We start from the raw sequence: 16,906 nt of genomic DNA on the forward strand, positions 1-16,906 counted from the left end.
CATCGTGAACCTCTCTCGGGTGCATCAATGCCTGAAGTAAAACAAACGAACTCCGGAAAACTCGGGGTACATCAAAGTCTCCGGACTCGCCGGTGCGATTCACTGACCGGACCGGACGGCCTGCTCGAAAGGTTCAGCCAAACGGTCATCGAATGGCGCTGAAAGAGGAAAGGCAGTGACCGAACACCGCGAGCGCGACAAACACCACACCCGCCCAGACGATTACACCCATCTCCTTGCGGACTTTCGGTTGTGGGCGGATTATGTTCTGGCACAGCTCGACTCGACGCTCGCTGAGTTCGCCGAAGGACAGCAGCACACAGACCGAACATCGACAACGGTAGCCGAAGAACTACCTCCCTCCAGCGGTTGCAACTGGTGCCCGGTCTGCGCCCTTGCTGCCGCGATCCGAGGCGAACAACACGAGCTTCTCGCGGTTCTTGCCGGACACGTTCCGACACTCCTAGCGTTGTTACGCGCGTTTGTCGACGAGATTCTCGGCGCACTGAACGGTGAGCAAGGTAGCAGACCCGAAGCCGATCCGGATGGCGTGCAACCGACCCCCGATGACCCTTCGCCGAACTGCTCCGCCTCCGCATTTGTTCCGATCGACGTGACCATACGACGCTGATCGAATCTCTCCGGCTACATGGCGCCACTGCTGGCACCAACGGCAGATTGCAGGGCCGAAGAGACGCTCACCCAATGAAAATCATCGACGAACACAACGACGAGGCAACTCCTACGTGACAAGGGCATTCGACGGCTCCGGCACCTGCGGAACGATGACCTCGCACTGAACCCGGACCTACCATGAAAGTCTCGCGTCGGCAGACTTCCGACGGGGAAAAGGGATGAACCTCCGAAGTCCTTGACCACACACGGATACCCATGTCGATAACACAGACGCCGAATTGGATCCCCGCCACTTCAGCGTGTGATACTCAAATCTGCAGTCAGCATAAACGCAAGCCACGCCTCGTAGTCCGCCACCATCACCCTCGGTAAAGCGCGAACACCCGGGACTACCGTTGGCGAATCCGCGAAGGAACGCGTGACTCCGCCTAAGTTCTCACCAACGGCAGCAGTTGACATTTCGCACATGGTGAGTCGAATCCAGTTGCTGCCGCTTCCCGAACTATCGGCACCGGGAATTTTCGGTGGGAGCGTCACCCGCGCCCTCGTCGCGCGACAGCTTCTGCGTCGACATGCCCTAACATCACAAGGTCGACCAGCGAATCGGACGATACGAATAGCCGCCCCCCCAAAAAAGGCGTTTGAATGTTTCTCATTCGAGACGACCGGATATACAAGTGCCGCGGCGAACGACTCACGAGCGTGCGGACCGTCGTAAACAATCCGCTTGTTGGCTGTCACTCGTCGGAAGGTGGTCGGCAGAGAACGTGCATCACGAAGGTCCGATGCGCACCTACCGGCGCATCGAATGTGTGGCGCCGGTGGATCCACCCATTCCTGACCCGAACAACGAGTGCCTGATGCCAGGGTGCGGTCACCAAAGCGAACCCATTGCAAGCTGGACATGCGGAGCCTCATGAACGATCGAAATCAAGAACGCGACAATCCTGAAGATGAAGATGTACGACAGCTGTTGGGTGGGCACGCGGCAATATTGGCCGTTTACGGATTCCTGGTCGCATCTGTGGTCGCAGTGGCTGCCGCGACGAATCGAACACTGCCCGAGGCGATGAGTGGCAAAGATATCCTGATGACGGCGGCGGCCAGCCACAAACTCGCTCGCACGCTCACCAAAGCCGAAATAGCCAGGCCGATTCGAACACCGGTCACCCGGAAAGCCGGTGACGGGGGTCCTGGCGAAGTATCCGAAACGCCCTCCGGGCGTAGCGGATTGCGTCGCAGCATAGGAACTCTCCTCACATGCCCGTTCTGCATGGATCTCTGGGCCGTCACCGGGTTCACGGTTGCCCGGATCTTCGCGCCCCGACTCACGCATGTAGTGGTCAACTCACTCGCAGTATGGGTCGGCGCAGATTTCTTTCAACTTGCCTATGCCAAGGCACAAGAACTTGCCGAAGGCTAGGCACTAAACCGCGGCCTATTCGGTACGGTTGCAGGAATATTGTCTCGGGGGGGGCGTGGCCACCGACTATCGGCTTTTCTAGAGACCCGTACACGATCGGATGTGCCGCCCTCACGGTGTTCGATTCACAGCCACACCCAGACGATTTCGGCTTCGGCATACGCTCCCCGAACAACTTTCACGGCTCGATCGATCGCCATTTGATGTAGTTTTACACCCGTAAGCTCCATCTGTCTAAGCCGCGCAGCGACTGCATGTCCGCGGGTGCTCGTCGCTAGCGGCGGCAGGAAATTTCCACCGACTCCTCCACCACGAATCGGTGGCCCACGACGGACCTTCGCAAGAGATCGGAATACCGCCGCGCTGCCCACTGCGTTTGGTCGGGGATGAGCGCGCGTCAATACGCGCTCCCTGGGCAACCGATCGAGTCGACACTCATCACCGACACCGTTCAGCCGTCAACGTGTCCACGGGCGGCAGTGTCGTGATCGCTGGTGTAAGGCCTCGGTGATGGAGGTAACCTGGGCCTTCTGTGTAAGCCACCGCGCCCATTTCGACGGATCTTGTGTGGCGCAACATCAGTCATGTTCAGGCGATACTCCACCGTTGCAGTCCTAATCCGCGCCATCGCCCCGAATTCGCTCTTCGGCGAGGAGTATGCGGAGCACGCGGAACTCTGTGGCATTTTTCGGCGGCACCCCAGCCGGTCAAGGTCGTTGGGCTTTGGGCTCCCCTCCCGACGTGTCCGCAATCCATGACTGGCCCCCGGCGCACGGCGTCAGCGTCGATCGGCACCAAGAATGGTGTCGTCGACAAGCTCTGGATGATCGCGATCTTCGCGGCAAAACCACTGGCGATTCCTGCTGGAAAACTCTTCCAGTGCAGTCGATTCCGACCGGAAGACGTCTACGAGCAGTTCATTCGGGATGCTGACGTTCTGGTCGAGGTCCCGAGTCCGAGGAACGATCGGCAGTGTCCTGCAAGCCCAGTGCACTTGCGGAATGCCCGCGCGGGCTGACGTGTGCTTCAGTGCGCATTCGTTGGACCATGTGTGGATAGTGCAACTCGAAGGCAGGGCGTTCGGATCGGATTCGCGGCAGTTCGGTGAAGTTGTGCCGCGGAGGAGGGCAGGTGGTGGCCCACTCGAGGGAATTTCCGAACCCCCACGGATCGTCGACGGTGACGACTTCGCCATATCGAAAGCTCTTGAAGACGTTCCACACGAATGGAACCGTCGATGCACCGAGAACAAAGGCGAATATTGTCGAGGCCGAGTTCAGCACCGTGAAGTGGTCGGAGGGAAGATAGTCGGCATACCGACGAGGCATACCTTCAGCGCCCAACCAGTGCTGCACGAGAAACGTACCGTGGAACCCGACGAAGGTTGTCCAGAAGTGCCAGGTGCCTAAACGCTCGTCCAACATTCGGCCGGTCATCTTCGGGAACCAGAAGTAGATGCCCGCGAACGTCGCGAACACAATCGTGCCGAACAGAACGTAGTGGAAATGGGCCACCACGAAATAACTGTCGTGGACATGGAAGTCGAGTGGCGGGCTCGCAAGGATGATCCCCGTCAGTCCGCCGAACAGAAACGTGACCAAAAAGCCGATGGAAAACAGCATGGGTGACTCGAAAGTCAACTGACCCTTCCACATTGTGCCGATCCAGTTGAAAAATTTGACACCGGTGGGCACCGCGATCAGGAAGGTCATGAACGAAAAGAACGGCAACAGAACAGCGCCGGTGGCGAACATATGGTGCGCCCACACCGCGATGGACAATGCTGCGATGGCAAAGGTGGCATATACCAGGCCGCTGTATCCGAAGATCGGTTTGCGACTGAATACCGGAAGAATCTCGGTGACGATACCGAAAAAGGGCAGTGCCACGATGTAGACCTCGGGGTGACCGAAGAACCAGAACAAATGCTGCCACAAGATCGCGCCCCCAGTACTCGGGTCGTAGATATTCGCACCGAGATTTCGGTCTGCGAGCAGTCCCATGAGGGCGGCGGTGAGTATCGGAAACGCGATCAAGATCAGGATTGAGGTGATGAAGATGTTCCAGGTGAAGATCGGCATGCGGAACATCGTCATTCCTGGGGCACGTAAACAGATGACGGTCGTGATCATGTTGACTGCGCCGAGAATGGTGCCTAAACCTGTCAAAGCGAGGCCCGTGATCCACAAGTTTCCGCCTATGCCGGGCGAGAACGTGTCGGTGGACAATGGTGTGTAGGCCGTCCATCCGAAATCGGCTGCGCCACCGGGCGTCACAAAACCACCAATCGTGATCAGCGCACCGAAGAGATACAGCCAGTAGCTCAACGCATTCAACCGTGGAAAGGCGACATCCGGTGCCCCGATCTGCAGCGGGAGAATGTAATTGGCGAATCCGAAAACGATCGGCGTCGCGTACAGCAGCAGCATGATCGTGCCGTGCATGGTAAACAACTGGTTGTACTGCTCGTTGGACAAGAACTGCAGCCCCGGTACGGCGAGTTCGGCGCGCATCAGCAACGCCATGAGGCCACCGATCAGGAAGAAGCTGAAGGCCGTGAAAAGGTACATCAAGCCCAGCTTTTTCGGGTCTGTGGTCGTCAGGAGATCGACGAGAGTCTCGCCTCGCCTGAGGTGACGTGCCGGATAGGGCCGGCGGCTGCGGACCAGTCGTACCGGTGTGGCGGTCATGACTTCCTTCTCTCACCAATAAAAAGCGTTCCTGCGAACCTTTACCCGAGGTTGGAGGAGGACAAACAGCTGCACCGGAGCCGCCAGGATCGCATCTCGTCCTCAGTCGTTCCATGTTGTTGTGAGTGACAACCTCCCTGACCGCAGGGTGGTTATGTCGCCGAAGACTCGCGTGTACACCTGGGGCTCTGTCGAGGGCGGGTCCAGCGCAAACTCACATCGATTAATTTGTGATGCGCTTCGGCCTTCTCCGATTGAAGGAGATCGCACGCGCGGGTAGGCGTCGTGCATGGCGATCACATCGGCGTTGACGAAGACGCTGTTCGGCAGCAGAGGCGCGAGGCGCTGCTCGACGAACGTCGATTTGCCGGCGCCGTTCGGGCCGACGACGAGATCGAGACGTCTCATAGGACAATCTGGATGCCGTCCGGTAAGTGCTTGACGACGCGACCCTGTTCGTCGAGCACAACCGTTGCGCGGCCCTGCGCAGCGCGGTCGGCAACGTGGTTGCCGGTCGCGAGGGATTCTTCGAGTGTGGCCGCGATCTCGGCGTTGAACACAGTGCCTTCCTTTGCTGTGAGCGCGCGCAGTGGTTGCCGGCCGGCGAGGGCTGCCTCGACACGGCGGCGGGCGACCCGCCGCTGGTTAGACACCTCGCGCCCCACCCGGGCCCAGTGCTCGAGCTGCTGGCGTGCCGAGCGGTGTTCCCGCTCCCCTTCGGCTGCCGCAGCGTCCACGAGTTCCGAGGAGAACCTGGTGACCTTGTCGCCGCCTTCTGCCATGGATCCTCCTTCGATAACACCATCCACAATAGAAACTGCCCGGTGCTACCGCTACTGGACCGCGTCGATATCGCGAAAGGGACCGCAACTCGCTACAACACCAAGTCCGCAGCCTCCTCAACTCCTCCAACGGCAACGAACTCTGCAAAATTCACTCCGTCAGCACCGAAGCAGCATTCGCTGTGCGCGGGACCGTCCGAGGTTTCGGTCCAACCCGCCGAAGACGTCGCCGCCGCCGAAGTCGGCAACCCCGCGCGCCTCCGCGGCACGAAGAAGGATCTCCTGGACGCGGACCGTGCCGGGCGCGGATGGGAGAGCGCCCGGCACGTGATCAGTCCCGTCAGCACAGACAGGAACTGTCCTTACTGTCCCCTGATTGCGTAGACAACTCCAGAAGGCGCGCCGAATCATCCTGAAGCCTTCGGTGCTGCCTCGACGAGACCTTTGCACGTGGCACAGACGATGCATCTCGCACCCGCCCTCGGTCGAGCAGAACCTTCACCCACGCCTGCTCGGCCGACAAGAATGACTCGCACCAAATATATAGGGCTTTTGAGATGCATCGAAGGAACGGTTCGACTGGCCCGTCAATACGTCACGCTGTCAGAAATTGTCATAACCACTTGTCGACCAACAAGATTGACAATAGACCGAACGTCTACGGCAACCAACCCGTTCAGGACACGGCCGGTCTCGCTGCGCACCCACCCACGGATCCGACGCGTCAGAGTGCGCCACCGCTGGGAGGCCCGAAACTTGACGCCGTTGCGGGAGAGCGCTTTCTGAAGTGCGGTGATCGCGCGGTCGTAACCGGTGAGTCGTGTGCAGCAGCCATGTCCGAGCATATGGCCGTCCGAGGTGGTGGCGAAAATGGACCAGCCCCAATCGAGACCGATGCAGGGGCCGGTGCCGGTGCCGGTGCCCGATCCTGGGGCGGCTGCGGTGTCGGACATTCTCACTCGGGAGACATCACCGAGGTGTCGTCGCAGATCCGCACAGCCCGAAGGTGTGCGACCGCGCCGTAGACCGAGAACGGCACGCGGTTTTCGCTTCTCCTCGACCGACTACCTCACCTGGGGATCTGAACTCGAGCAGTCGCAAACAGTCTCGATGTCAATACCTACACTGGCCTCATGTTCGCGAAGATACGCAGAAACCGCTACGTCGTAACTTCACATCGATCGGGAACATCCACAGTACTTCTCGACACCACCAAACCTGGCGACGCGCAAGTCGCGGCCCAGCAAGCCCGGACAAGTGCTGATCGGAACGAACGCATCCGCATTACGCATTATCTGCGCAATGAAGAGGTGACGTTCGAGGAATTGTCACCGCTGAATCTGAGCAACCTCAACGACGCCGAGATCGGAAGCGAAATCGTCTTTGACCTTCTCGGTCAACCAGCTGGAATGATCCTTCCGTCCGGGAGGCAGGGCTGGGCGATCACGTTGTCGAATCCGTGGACACCACCCCACATGCAGACAGAAACCCTCGCACCGCCCAAGGTAAGCGATCGATTCCACAACACACATCATCTCGCCCGGAACCAGATACTGCGGTTCTGGTCTGAATCCCTCGACGCACGTGTTCCCGCCCCCGAGCGGGAAGACCATTACATCGACGCCGACTTCACGCGCGTGATCGATGCCGTGCGCGAGACCATCTGCGCCCGAGCAACGGGTACTCCACTCGCAGAGACGGCTACCCGTGCGAGCACTGCAATACTGTTCGGCTCCAAAGATGGCACCACCTTGAAGAATCGTCGATGCCAGCGCACGTCGTGAACCCCAACGCTCTGGCCCAGTACCTGGGTGAGGTGGCGGCAGCCGACCACTACTCGTACCTCACCGCGCTTCACGGCGGCGTTCAGCGCGTACTGCCGAGCCACACAGACCACGATGCGAGTGAGTATCCGGCCAATCCGACTCTCGTCTTCATCTCGGCGGGCCGGGGAAAACCGTTGCCAACATCGCACACCTCCGAGAACATTCAGGCCATCTTGCTGTCGGCTCATTGCTTCCCGTCGGCCTCGATGACACACAGTTGACCGGGGCTATGGATGCGGCCACACTCGCCGCACTCGAACGTCACTTCTGAACCCGCCCGAACGAGACGCGGTTCCCCTCCGATTCGCTAGAGGTGAGCCGGGTTTGTTCCATTGCCCGTCACAGTTTGTCCTCTACTCCGGCGACACAACGGCACAGCGGCACAGCGGCACAGACAGAGCCCTTCGCGATAGAACGAAGGAAACCCACACCGATCCGCGAGCGTGGCTTCGACGGCCGCCGCGAAGAGTGCGTCGTGATCGATCATGTACCCCTGCGCGTAGGCACTTACAATTCGCGGAACCTGTCGGCGGGAAGCGCCGAGGCGTCGTGCCCCGTTGCGGAGCACGAAATTGACTCTGCAATGCACAACCTCGAAGTCCCGCGGACTGCATATGGAAGGCGCGGGTCCGCGCCTTCCGCGGGTTGGGCGCGTGTAATCAGTCCGCTCCCCGGGCGTGAGGTGATCAGGGTTGACGGCGTTTCGAACCCTCCCAGGCGGGTATCTGTGTCTCGCTGCCGGGCACGTTCAGCTGTAAGGAGTTTCCGATGGCACCTGTCTCGACGTGTCCACTCGACTCACCGAACATGTGGCGAGACCACCCGCCTACGTCCACCGAGACCAGCGTCAGGAGATCTACTCGTGTCGTTCACAGATGACATCGACATCCTCACCGCAGCACATCATCCGAGTAGTTGGACGGACCTCGACTCGAGAGCGGTCGACACCGTACGAGTTCTCGCCGCTGACGCGGTACAAAAGGTCGGAAACGGTCATCCCGGCACGGCGATGAGTCTGGCACCCTTGGCCTACACCCTTTTTCAACGCACGATGCGCCACGACCCGACCGATACCACGTGGATCGGGCGCGACCGGTTCGTACTCTCATGCGGGCACTCCAGTCTCACGTTGTATCTGCAGTTGTATCTGGGTGGTTTCGGCCTTGAGCTCGAAGACATAAAGACGCTTCGCACCTGGAGGTCGAAGACGCCGGGACACCCCGAATTTCGTCACACCGACGGAGTCGAAATCACCACAGGGCCTCTCGGACAGGGCTTGGCATCGGCGATCGGAATGGCCATGGCATCACGGCGCGAACGTGGGCTGTTCGACCCGAATCCCCCGGTCGGCGAGAGCCCGTTCGATCACTTCATCTACGTCATCGCGTCCGACGGCGACATCCAAGAGGGAATCACTTCCGAAGCGTCGTCACTCGCGGGCACCCAACAGCTGGGCAATCTCATCCTGTTCTACGACGACAACAAGATCTCCATCGAGGACGCGACCGACATCGCATTCTCCGAGGACACAGCCGCGCGCTACGCGGCATACCACTGGCACGTGCAAGTGGTACCGGGTGGCGAGAACGTCACTGCCATCGAAGAAGCGATCGAGGCCGCGAAAGGTGTCACCGACAAACCGTCGATCATTCTGGTGCGCACTGTCATCGGGTTCCCTGCACCAACGCTGATGAACACCGGTGCAGCCCATGGCGCCGCTTTGGGCGCCGAAGAGATCGTCAAAGTGAAGCAGGTGCTCGGTTTCGACCCGGATGCACATTTCGAGGTGAGCGAGGACGTACTTACTCACACTCGCAGCCTCCAGAAACGGGGCCGAAAGGAACACGACAGTTGGAACGTCGAGTTCGAGGCATGGGCAGTTCGTGAGCCAGAGCGCAAGAAGTTGCTAGATCGACTGACCGCGGGCGCTCTCCCCGACGGGTGGACCGAAGTCTTGCCCAGGTGGGAAGCGGGGAGCAAGACTATGGCGACGCGCCAAGCATCCGGAGCAGTCCTGAACGCCGTCGGGCCTGTATTGCCAGAACTTTGGGGAGGGTCCGCCGACCTCGCAGGCAGCAACAACACTACGATCTCCGGCGCCCCCTCGTTTGGGCCGAGGTCGATTTCGACAGCTAAGTGGGATGCTGAGCCATATGGCCGCACACTGCATTTCGGGGTTCGGGAGCACGCGATGGCGGCTGTTCTCAGCGGCATCGTCATGCACGGCCCAACGCGTGCGTACGGCGGCACCTTCCTGCAGTTCAGTGACTACATGCGACCGGCGGTGCGGCTCGCGTCGTTGATGGACATCGATGTCATCTATGTGTGGACCCACGACTCGGTCGGCCTCGGCGAAGACGGACCGACTCATCAACCTGTGGAACATCTCGCCGCGTTGCGAGCCATACCGAACTTGAGCGTCGTGCGTCCCGGCGACGCCAACGAGACGACGTTCGCGTGGCAGGCAGTGCTCGCAAGGTCCAGCAGTAGCGGGCCGGTAGGTTTGGTGTTGACGCGCCAAGGGCTTCCAATTCTTGCGGGCACCGATTATGACGGGGTCTCGAAAGGCGGATACGTCCTGACCGACGCAACCGGAGATAAACCGGATGTCATTCTGGTAGCCACCGGTTCCGAACTTCAACTCGCAGTCGATGCGCGGACGGAACTCGAAAAGCAAGGGATCGGTGCACGAGTGGTGTCCATGCCCTGCGTCGAGTGGTTCGAGAGTCAGGATCGAAGCTACCGCGACGAGGTACTGCCACCTGAAGTCGCGGCACGGGTATCGATCGAGGCTGGTATCGCGATGCCTTGGCACCCGATCGTCGGAAGTTTCGGTGAAACAGTGTCACTTGAGCACTTCGGCGAGTCTGCTGATTTCGAAACGCTGTTCCGCGAGTACGGGTTCACCGCAGATGCCGTCGTCCGAGCAGCGCGCCGCTCGATCGCAAACGTGAAGGCTGAACTGTTTCCGAAGGCCAGATAGTCGCAGTGATAAACCTGGTTTCCTCCACGTCGCTGCTCACGCCAAGGACGCCGTTCTAACGTCGGCCTTCATATCCGGGCGAGACTTTCATGCACGACCGGACATTCAGTCCGCAGGCCGAAACAACAACAGCGCCAACAACACTCAACTAGGAGAACAAAACCATGGCTGAACCACCACACCCACTGTGGCTGACATCGACACATAGACCGCTGAATCCCGAGGAGTAGATATGCCTGTTATTTCTGATCGTTTGGTTGATGGCGCCAAACTTGGGCGTGGTGCGCAGATCGTGTTTTATGCGCGGGGTTTGCCCACAGGAACCGTTGTCGTTCAGGATTTCTCCATGTCGGGGGATTTCACTTAAATGAACGATGCCGCCACTCCCATCGAGGGGAGTTGGGGCCTTGCCACCATCCGCGTTGAGCACACAGCGTGGAGACCCACTATCGGTGCGGCGAAACCTCGTGTCCCGTATCGCCACGACTTATGTAACCGGTGGGTTCGAAATCGAAACTCGATGCACTCTTACTTACACGCAGCATGTTGGGACGAATTTTTTAGGTCGCTCGCCTTGACCGACTAACGCCCCCAGAATTCGGGACCGACAGCACTTGCGACTCGCCCAACTTCGGTGGTGGACTTCTCCCTCCTTTTCGGAGATGGTTAGCAATGCGATCGATCACAGGCTCGGCTACATAATGGACCTCTGGGTTGATAGCTTACGAAAACCGCCCGATGGGTGGGTGTGGGCGAAGACCAGTTCGGGGGCTATCGACGCACTCTGTTTCGGCATGGTGGAACGGCTCTCCCTCGGCTACAACCTCGGCGGCAGGGACGGCACACATTTGGTCATCCGCTGGATGCGCGAAAACAGAATGTGGCCACGGGAGATTCGTATTCACAACGCCAGTCCGGCAGGTGTCGAATGGCTGACCAGAATGATGGATCGGTACCGCAGGTAGCCGCCCAGAATTTGCCCGGTCAGCGATGGTGAGGTTACCGCTAGCCTGACTGGATTTTCCGCTAGTGTTTAGGCATGACTGATCAAGCGCTACTCTCGGCAACGGTTCGGTTTCTCCTCGACCGTCGGCGCACGACGCAGTTCGGCGCCTGATTCCTTCTGATCAGCGTGGCTGATTGCTCGACCTACCCAAACTGCAGTTAACGTACCCACGACGATCCCGATAGCGATAATTCCGACAATCCACCACATAGCTAGAAGTGTGCCACAGTGTCTCCGATGGTAGGGAAGTAGGTCCCGGGGCTCGCGCTTGATCTCACCCGCCCAGAATTGCTTCACGTATAAATCCCCCCGCCTGCGCCGTTAAGAACTGCACCGCAACTGCGACAAGAAGGCTCGGAGGCGACGCAAAGGGCATCCGTCAGCTTGGACAAGTCGAACCGCCGGAAGCCTCGGTGGAGATATGGCTGTGCGACGCCCACGAATTGAGCAACGCTGGCTGGGAGTGGATTTCCTGATCGGTCCAATGATCCCGCCCAGAATTGCTCACTATGCCCTGCCCTGATCCGTCAGGTGCGGGGCGTTTTGTGCGTTGGATGGACCCGAACAGGCCCCACTGGACGAGCGGGGGGACTGAAATCCGGCGGGGCCTGACGCCCCACCGGGGAGCTGTGCTGTCAACTCCTTGCGGCGGTGCGTGAACGAACGTACCGGCGGAATCTGACCCTCACCATTTACGTACCGGTAGCCGGGACCGGAAGGCTTGTCAGTCCGACGGCTCTTCGAACGACCCACGACCCCGCTCCGAGATCCGGCGCGGGGCATTGTGTTCTCAAGAGGTCCACCCGACCTAGCAGCCCGCTCGTCCGGTTGGGCCGTGTGTGCCCGACCAAGCCCACCTCAGGGGCGCGCAGTTACAGGGATCCGCTCCGGCCCCCTCACTCGTAGACCGGAGCGGATCTGAGCGCGCCACAAACCCGACCAAGGGTGACGCGCAGATCAAAGGCCCACCAGAGCTATGTGGAACCGAAGTGCGGTGGGCCAGGTGGTCCGCCGACCTTAAGTTGTGAACATCCAGTCGGCGGACCGTGCGCGCCCGAACTGTCGGGGGACAGGCGCGCAGAACAGGTGGCCCGCCGGAAAGGTCGGGGGGGGGAACATTCCGGTGGTCCAACCACCTACTACCCGAGACAGTTGAAACGTAAACTGTTCGTGATGCAGTTCACATGACGACACTCGAGATACTCGCCTGTATGGCATTCGAACCCGACCCCGACGAAGGTCAACCCGGCACCGTCCTACTCCCAGAAAGCCCGAGGCGATGTACACGCCGCCGCCGGCGAAAGACTGACAGCACAATGGTCTCATCCTCATTGCGAGGGTGGGACCATTTTTGTGTTAAATGCCGTTGACCGCCTGCGAATTCGGTTCAGGCAGTGGGCCGGTAGAATTTCGGATGTACGTGTCGGGCGACACGCTCGTCGTGGATGACTTGACGGAGATCCCCCGGCGGTTTCCACACATTCATGCCGGTGTCTTTCATCTCGGCGGAACGACATTGCCGTTCGGACGCAAGTCTCCGTGGGGCTTAACCGTGACCATGGACGGGGTTCAGGGCGCGAAGGCGGTGCAGCTGATCTCACCCGACTACGTAATTCCCGTGCACTACGACGACTACGGTGTGTTCGCGTCGCCCCAGCGCACAACAGAAAGCTCCCCAACGAGCACATGCCCTCCTCCAACGCCCTCAGCCCCATCAGCGACCGTGTCGACGGCCTGGCCGATTCACTCACCTCCGGCGAAAGGGGCGCCCTATCTCGCTTTCTCAGCGCAACCTGGCCGGTCGTCGACGTCCTCACCGCTGTTGCACTGCCGCGACATCTGCGCGAATCCGCCGCGCGGCAATCCTGCCGAAAGTTTCTTCATGCGCTCATCGCACGCCCAGGTCTGCGCCCCGCACTCGCCGAAGGTCTACGAATGCACGGCACAAGCCATCGAAGAGGTCAGACGAACCTCCGATTTCGGTTCATCCACTGTCGGTTTTCCCGCAGGCCGGGCACTCACCGTCCGAGAACGCGACATCCTCGCACTGCGCACAATCAGCGCCCTACACATCGATGACGTTTCTGTCGCCTTGGCCAGCACCGCTCACCGGATCCGAATCGAACAGCATCGAGCGATCACAGCGCTGCGAGCCGCCAACCGCGAAAACGTCATTGTCCCGCAATAAAAGTCGGAATCGCTTGACGCACTCGGCAATTGAATCAAATGGTTTCACCTCAGAACGGTAGGACGTTCGCGTCGCCTCCATTGGGTTCGCCGACCAGCGGGATCGGATTAGCACAGTCACCTCCGGGTTTCCGCAATCTTTACCACGCCTAGTAGGTCGAGGCCTTACATCAGGATGCTCGCGAGCCATGTGATCAAAATTCGCGCCGAACCTTTACAGACAACGCCTTCCGACATCCGAACCCTTACAGGGCAACGACTTCCGACATAGTGCGGCCTGGCAGAGTCGGGCCTGCAAAGGTTGGTCAGCGGGGAATGCGTCATCGATGTGATGTGAGCGGATCCCGCAAAGCTAGTAGCTCCACGCCGACGGTTCCTGTAGTGGACTTCGCTGTTATTGTCCCGGAGTTTAGAGAGATGACAATGTCGCTGCACTACGAGGAAGTGGACGGGTCAGGCGTCGGTCTGCCAGTCACCGATCGGCAGGCTGGCGAGGTGGTAGCGCACTGATCAGGGTGTCCCATTCGCCGAAAGTGTCCCCCTGGAAGTGCTTCGAGAGTGGGATACCAGTTGCTCGATCGATCAGGGCGCGGGCCGTAGCCACCACCGTGAGATGGTGGCGCCTAGCCACGTCGAGGAGTTCGTCGAACGCTTGAGGATCCGTGTATCCCCGCCCGGCGATCAGGATCCCTTTCGCGACAGCGAGCACGTCACGGACGTCTGCCGGGCGGCGTTCGACCCGGGGCGCAGGTGTTTCCGTAATGGTCAGAGCGAGCTCCTTCGACTCGAAACAGTTCGGTTTCCCACCCCACCGTATGTCCTGTGGGCTGGATCACGTTTTGCTGGGTGCTCCAGTTGTAGCGCACTTTCATGGTCGTGTCATTCAGTCATATGTCCAGGTCGCTCTCCCCCTGTGCCTCTCGACGCTCGTGCCCGCATCCGGTCCGCGAACCCCACTCGTCTCACGGTGCCCGCCCCTTCGCGACCGTGCGCTCACCCAGCATGCGCGAGCGCGCAGCAACAGGAAAGTCCAACACGCACGACGAAAACATAATGCTGTCCACACAGATTTCACATTAGCCAAGTAGCACAAACCCCTCAGACGCAATGGAAGATCACACGCACTTTGTAGCGCGGCAAGTATGAAAGGGCTTCAAATGCAATAACTTTCATTCTTCCGACCTTGCGAACGATCCCACGACCTTGTTCCCCATGCGCCGACGAGCAATCGCAATACCCTGCTTGGACCTAACAATTATCTGTATCCCGTGGTATAGATTTAAGGCACCGTAAACCTCACATCTGAACCGTCGGCACAACCAGGGAGCACCATGACGACGACTATCCCGACCGTCGAGTACCACGCGGCCAATTCTGGGAGCACGACCTTGGGCATCGCCGAACTCAAACGACGCATCGCCCTGATGTTCGGAGATCCGATGACGCCGGAGTTGACCGAAGGCGTCAGGTGAGCCGATGACCCCAGTCCTGACGCTGACACCGCGGCTTCGCACGAGCGCCGAACGATCCTCGGCCCCGCCCCGACAACGAGCATCTAAGACTGCCGGCCTGCCCCACCCTCTCGACCTGCAAGCCGACCAACAGGCTAAACCACGTTCGCCTGGACCCGGCAGATCCACGGATCCCTCGATAACCCGTCGCGGTGGTGACGACTACGCCCACGTCATCGACCTGTTCGCGCGCATCGCCTCACTGCCAGCCGATGATCCCGAACGCGAACTCCTGCGTTCGCAGATCATCGTGGCGTGCCTGCCCCTCGCACACAACATCGCCAGGCGCTACCGCGGCCGGGGCCAACCCCATGACGACCTCGTCCAAGTAGCCAGTTTCGCCCTGGTCAACGCGGTCCACCGATTCGACTTGGGCAAAGGAAAGAATTTCGTTTCATTCGCAGTTCCTACCGTGATGGGCGAAATACGCAGATACTTTCGCGACTTCGGCTGGGACGTACACGTCCCCCGGGCGTTGCAGGAAAATTATCTCGCACTGACGCAAGCGCGATGCTCACTTACCCACACCTTCGGACGAGAACCCACCGCCGGTGAACTTGCCGCGGAGATCGGTGTCGAACCCGATCAGATCGCGCAGATCACCGCGGTCGGCGGCTCGTACCATTCGGCGTCCCTAGATGCCCCACTGTCCGCCGACGGCGCCCTCCTCAAGGATGTCATCGGTGACTACGACTCCGCACTCGACGCAATCGACGATCACGAAACCCTCCGCCCGGCGCTGCTCGCACTCTCCGAACGCGCCCGTGCCGTCGTGCTCTACCGATTCTTCGGGGAACTGACCCAGTCGGAAATCGCAGCAAAATTCGGGATCTCCCAAATGCACGTATCCCGCATTCTCACCCAATCCCTCACAACATTGCGTACCGAACTAAACGTATCCCCGTCCTGAAAGGTACGGCCGAGATAACTCCACCCGCCACGTCCGAAAATTGGCGTGCCGAGGAATCCCATCCGCGACGCCGAGCCGACCACATCCACACGCTCGTTGAAGCTGCGAATGCGTTTGGCCTGCGACTGTATTGGGTCTGTGGCGGCCTTCAAAACTACACGACGAAGATTCGCGCTCGCACCACAGCAGGAAACCCACCGCCGCGAGCGTGTGAATGCGGCACGCGGTGAGCCGAACCGAACCGAAGGCAGTGCACCTTCCCTACTGTCGCCCTCGGCTCTGACAGTCCCGTTGTCGGAAGAGCGGCCTTCGTCCGTGACCAACGCTGCCCGATACGCATACCTCGCACGAGGAAACCTGAATCCGGGACCGCAGCTTTCGAGAACGAACAGTCAGGAGCGTCCCAAGGACCGCGCTCGGCTTCGCGTTCTTCTGGAATCGAAACAATGCTCCACCGGCCATGCGCAGGCGTCAACGCTGGCAGCTAGGATGCGCAGCCCTTTCTGCTGTAACGCTCAAGCAGATTCCGCAGATAACTAGTTTATTGCTGTAATCTCTTCCGAGGTGACGAGCAGCTGCGGCTCGCCGACCTCAGGTGCGGTAAGAAGCGTGCGCGCGTTGCTTCACCGACTCTCATAACTCGAACGAAAAGGTGAAAACGTCATGCCGGCAGTCCGTCGTCGCCGCGCCGCTGCACTCGCCGCGTACTTGGCCCAGTTCACAAGGGCACCCGATCCCGGCAAAAGCCCGGCCGAGGGACGATACGCCGGACTTAAGCCTGAGGACCTGGACCGATACCGTGAGGATTATCGTCAGGCATTAACGTGGGTGCATGCGTCGAACTTCACCGACGAGGACACACGCGCTCTCGACGCGATGCGCCGGCGGTACACCTTCCAATGAATTTCTCCGCCCCACTGCTGGGCGATTCACCGTGGCTTCGCGTCGAAGC

General features: G+C 59.9%; 15 protein-coding genes and 1 pseudogene. 10 read left to right on the forward strand and 6 right to left on the reverse strand.

Going from position 1 to position 16,906, the window contains the following annotated elements:
* Positions 1-175 precede the first annotated feature (175 nt).
* Together V2B23_RS29575 and V2B23_RS29580 are read left to right on the forward strand one after the other, a co-directional pair.
* Positions 176-631: a hypothetical protein gene (locus tag V2B23_RS29575; protein ID WP_430953511.1), complete on the forward strand. Its 456-nt coding sequence runs from the start codon at positions 176-178 to the stop codon at positions 629-631.
* 921 nt (positions 632-1,552) lie between these two features.
* A complete protein-coding gene (locus V2B23_RS29580; RefSeq protein WP_430953512.1) occupies positions 1,553-2,059 on the forward strand; it encodes a DUF1360 domain-containing protein in 507 nt (168 codons plus the stop codon).
* A 917-nt stretch (positions 2,060-2,976) separates the two neighbouring features.
* Here the strand turns inward: V2B23_RS29580 and ctaD are convergent.
* From ctaD to V2B23_RS29605, 5 genes and pseudogenes are all read right to left on the reverse strand, one after another.
* Positions 2,977-4,749: an aa3-type cytochrome oxidase subunit I gene (gene ctaD, locus V2B23_RS29585; RefSeq protein WP_430953513.1), complete on the reverse strand. Its 1,773-nt coding sequence runs from the start codon at positions 4,747-4,749 to the stop codon at positions 2,977-2,979.
* 291 nt (positions 4,750-5,040) lie between these two features.
* Positions 5,041-5,157: pseudogene (locus V2B23_RS29590) on the reverse strand (ATPase); the annotation flags it as partial.
* Positions 5,154-5,531: a TA system antitoxin ParD family protein gene (locus tag V2B23_RS29595; RefSeq protein WP_430953514.1), complete on the reverse strand. Its 378-nt coding sequence runs from the start codon at positions 5,529-5,531 to the stop codon at positions 5,154-5,156. The gene V2B23_RS29595 and the pseudogene V2B23_RS29590, both read right to left, overlap by 4 nt.
* 159 nt (positions 5,532-5,690) lie before the next feature.
* Entirely contained in the window at positions 5,691-5,858 is a 168-nt protein-coding gene (locus tag V2B23_RS29600; RefSeq protein WP_430953515.1) for a hypothetical protein, read from the reverse strand.
* Between the two features lie 260 nt (positions 5,859-6,118).
* A complete protein-coding gene (locus V2B23_RS29605; RefSeq protein ID WP_430953516.1) occupies positions 6,119-6,484 on the reverse strand; it encodes a hypothetical protein in 366 nt (121 codons plus the stop codon).
* 180 nt (positions 6,485-6,664) lie between these two features.
* On the opposite strand from V2B23_RS29605, the gene V2B23_RS29610 reads away from it, so the two are divergent.
* The 5 genes from V2B23_RS29610 to V2B23_RS29630 all read left to right on the forward strand — a co-directional run bounded on the left by V2B23_RS29610 (position 6,665) and on the right by V2B23_RS29630 (position 13,534).
* Positions 6,665-7,315, forward strand: coding sequence for a hypothetical protein (locus V2B23_RS29610; RefSeq protein WP_430953517.1), 651 nt, complete (start codon positions 6,665-6,667; stop codon positions 7,313-7,315).
* The gene (locus tag V2B23_RS29615; protein ID WP_430953518.1) at positions 7,297-7,578 is read left to right on the forward strand and encodes a hypothetical protein; all 282 of its coding nucleotides are present in this window, start codon (positions 7,297-7,299) and stop codon (positions 7,576-7,578) included. The genes V2B23_RS29610 and V2B23_RS29615 overlap by 19 nt, the downstream gene beginning before the upstream one ends.
* Before the next feature lie 641 nt (positions 7,579-8,219).
* Entirely contained in the window at positions 8,220-10,340 is a 2,121-nt protein-coding gene (tkt, locus tag V2B23_RS29620; RefSeq protein WP_430953519.1) for a transketolase, read from the forward strand.
* Positions 10,341-11,041: 701 nt separating this feature from the next.
* A complete protein-coding gene (locus V2B23_RS29625; protein WP_430953525.1) occupies positions 11,042-11,305 on the forward strand; it encodes a cyclic-phosphate processing receiver domain-containing protein in 264 nt (87 codons plus the stop codon).
* A 1,923-nt stretch (positions 11,306-13,228) separates the two neighbouring features.
* Positions 13,229-13,534, forward strand: a complete 306-nt coding sequence (locus V2B23_RS29630; protein WP_430953520.1) for a hypothetical protein — start codon at positions 13,229-13,231, stop codon at positions 13,532-13,534.
* A 471-nt stretch (positions 13,535-14,005) separates the two neighbouring features.
* Here V2B23_RS29630 and V2B23_RS29635 read toward each other — a convergent pair whose 3' ends face one another.
* Positions 14,006-14,242: an ANTAR domain-containing protein gene (locus tag V2B23_RS29635; RefSeq protein ID WP_430953521.1), complete on the reverse strand. Its 237-nt coding sequence runs from the start codon at positions 14,240-14,242 to the stop codon at positions 14,006-14,008.
* 622 nt (positions 14,243-14,864) lie between these two features.
* Between V2B23_RS29635 and V2B23_RS29640 the strand changes: the two genes are divergently transcribed.
* From V2B23_RS29640 to V2B23_RS29650, 3 genes are all read left to right on the forward strand, one after another.
* Complete coding sequence (locus tag V2B23_RS29640) at positions 14,865-15,005, forward strand: hypothetical protein (RefSeq protein WP_430953522.1); 141 nt, start codon at positions 14,865-14,867, stop codon at positions 15,003-15,005.
* A 4-nt stretch (positions 15,006-15,009) separates the two neighbouring features.
* Complete coding sequence (locus V2B23_RS29645; RefSeq protein WP_430953523.1) at positions 15,010-15,954, forward strand: SigB/SigF/SigG family RNA polymerase sigma factor; 945 nt, start codon at positions 15,010-15,012, stop codon at positions 15,952-15,954.
* A gap of 663 nt (positions 15,955-16,617) precedes the next feature.
* On the forward strand, positions 16,618-16,857 hold the full coding sequence (locus tag V2B23_RS29650; RefSeq protein ID WP_430953524.1) for a hypothetical protein: 240 nt from the start codon (positions 16,618-16,620) through the stop codon (positions 16,855-16,857).
* The last annotated feature ends 49 nt before the right edge of the window (positions 16,858-16,906 follow it).

Origin of the sequence: Rhodococcus sp. 24CO (assembly GCF_050586165.1) — a bacterium.
Classification (GTDB): Bacteria; Actinomycetota; Actinomycetes; order Mycobacteriales; family Mycobacteriaceae; genus Rhodococcus_F.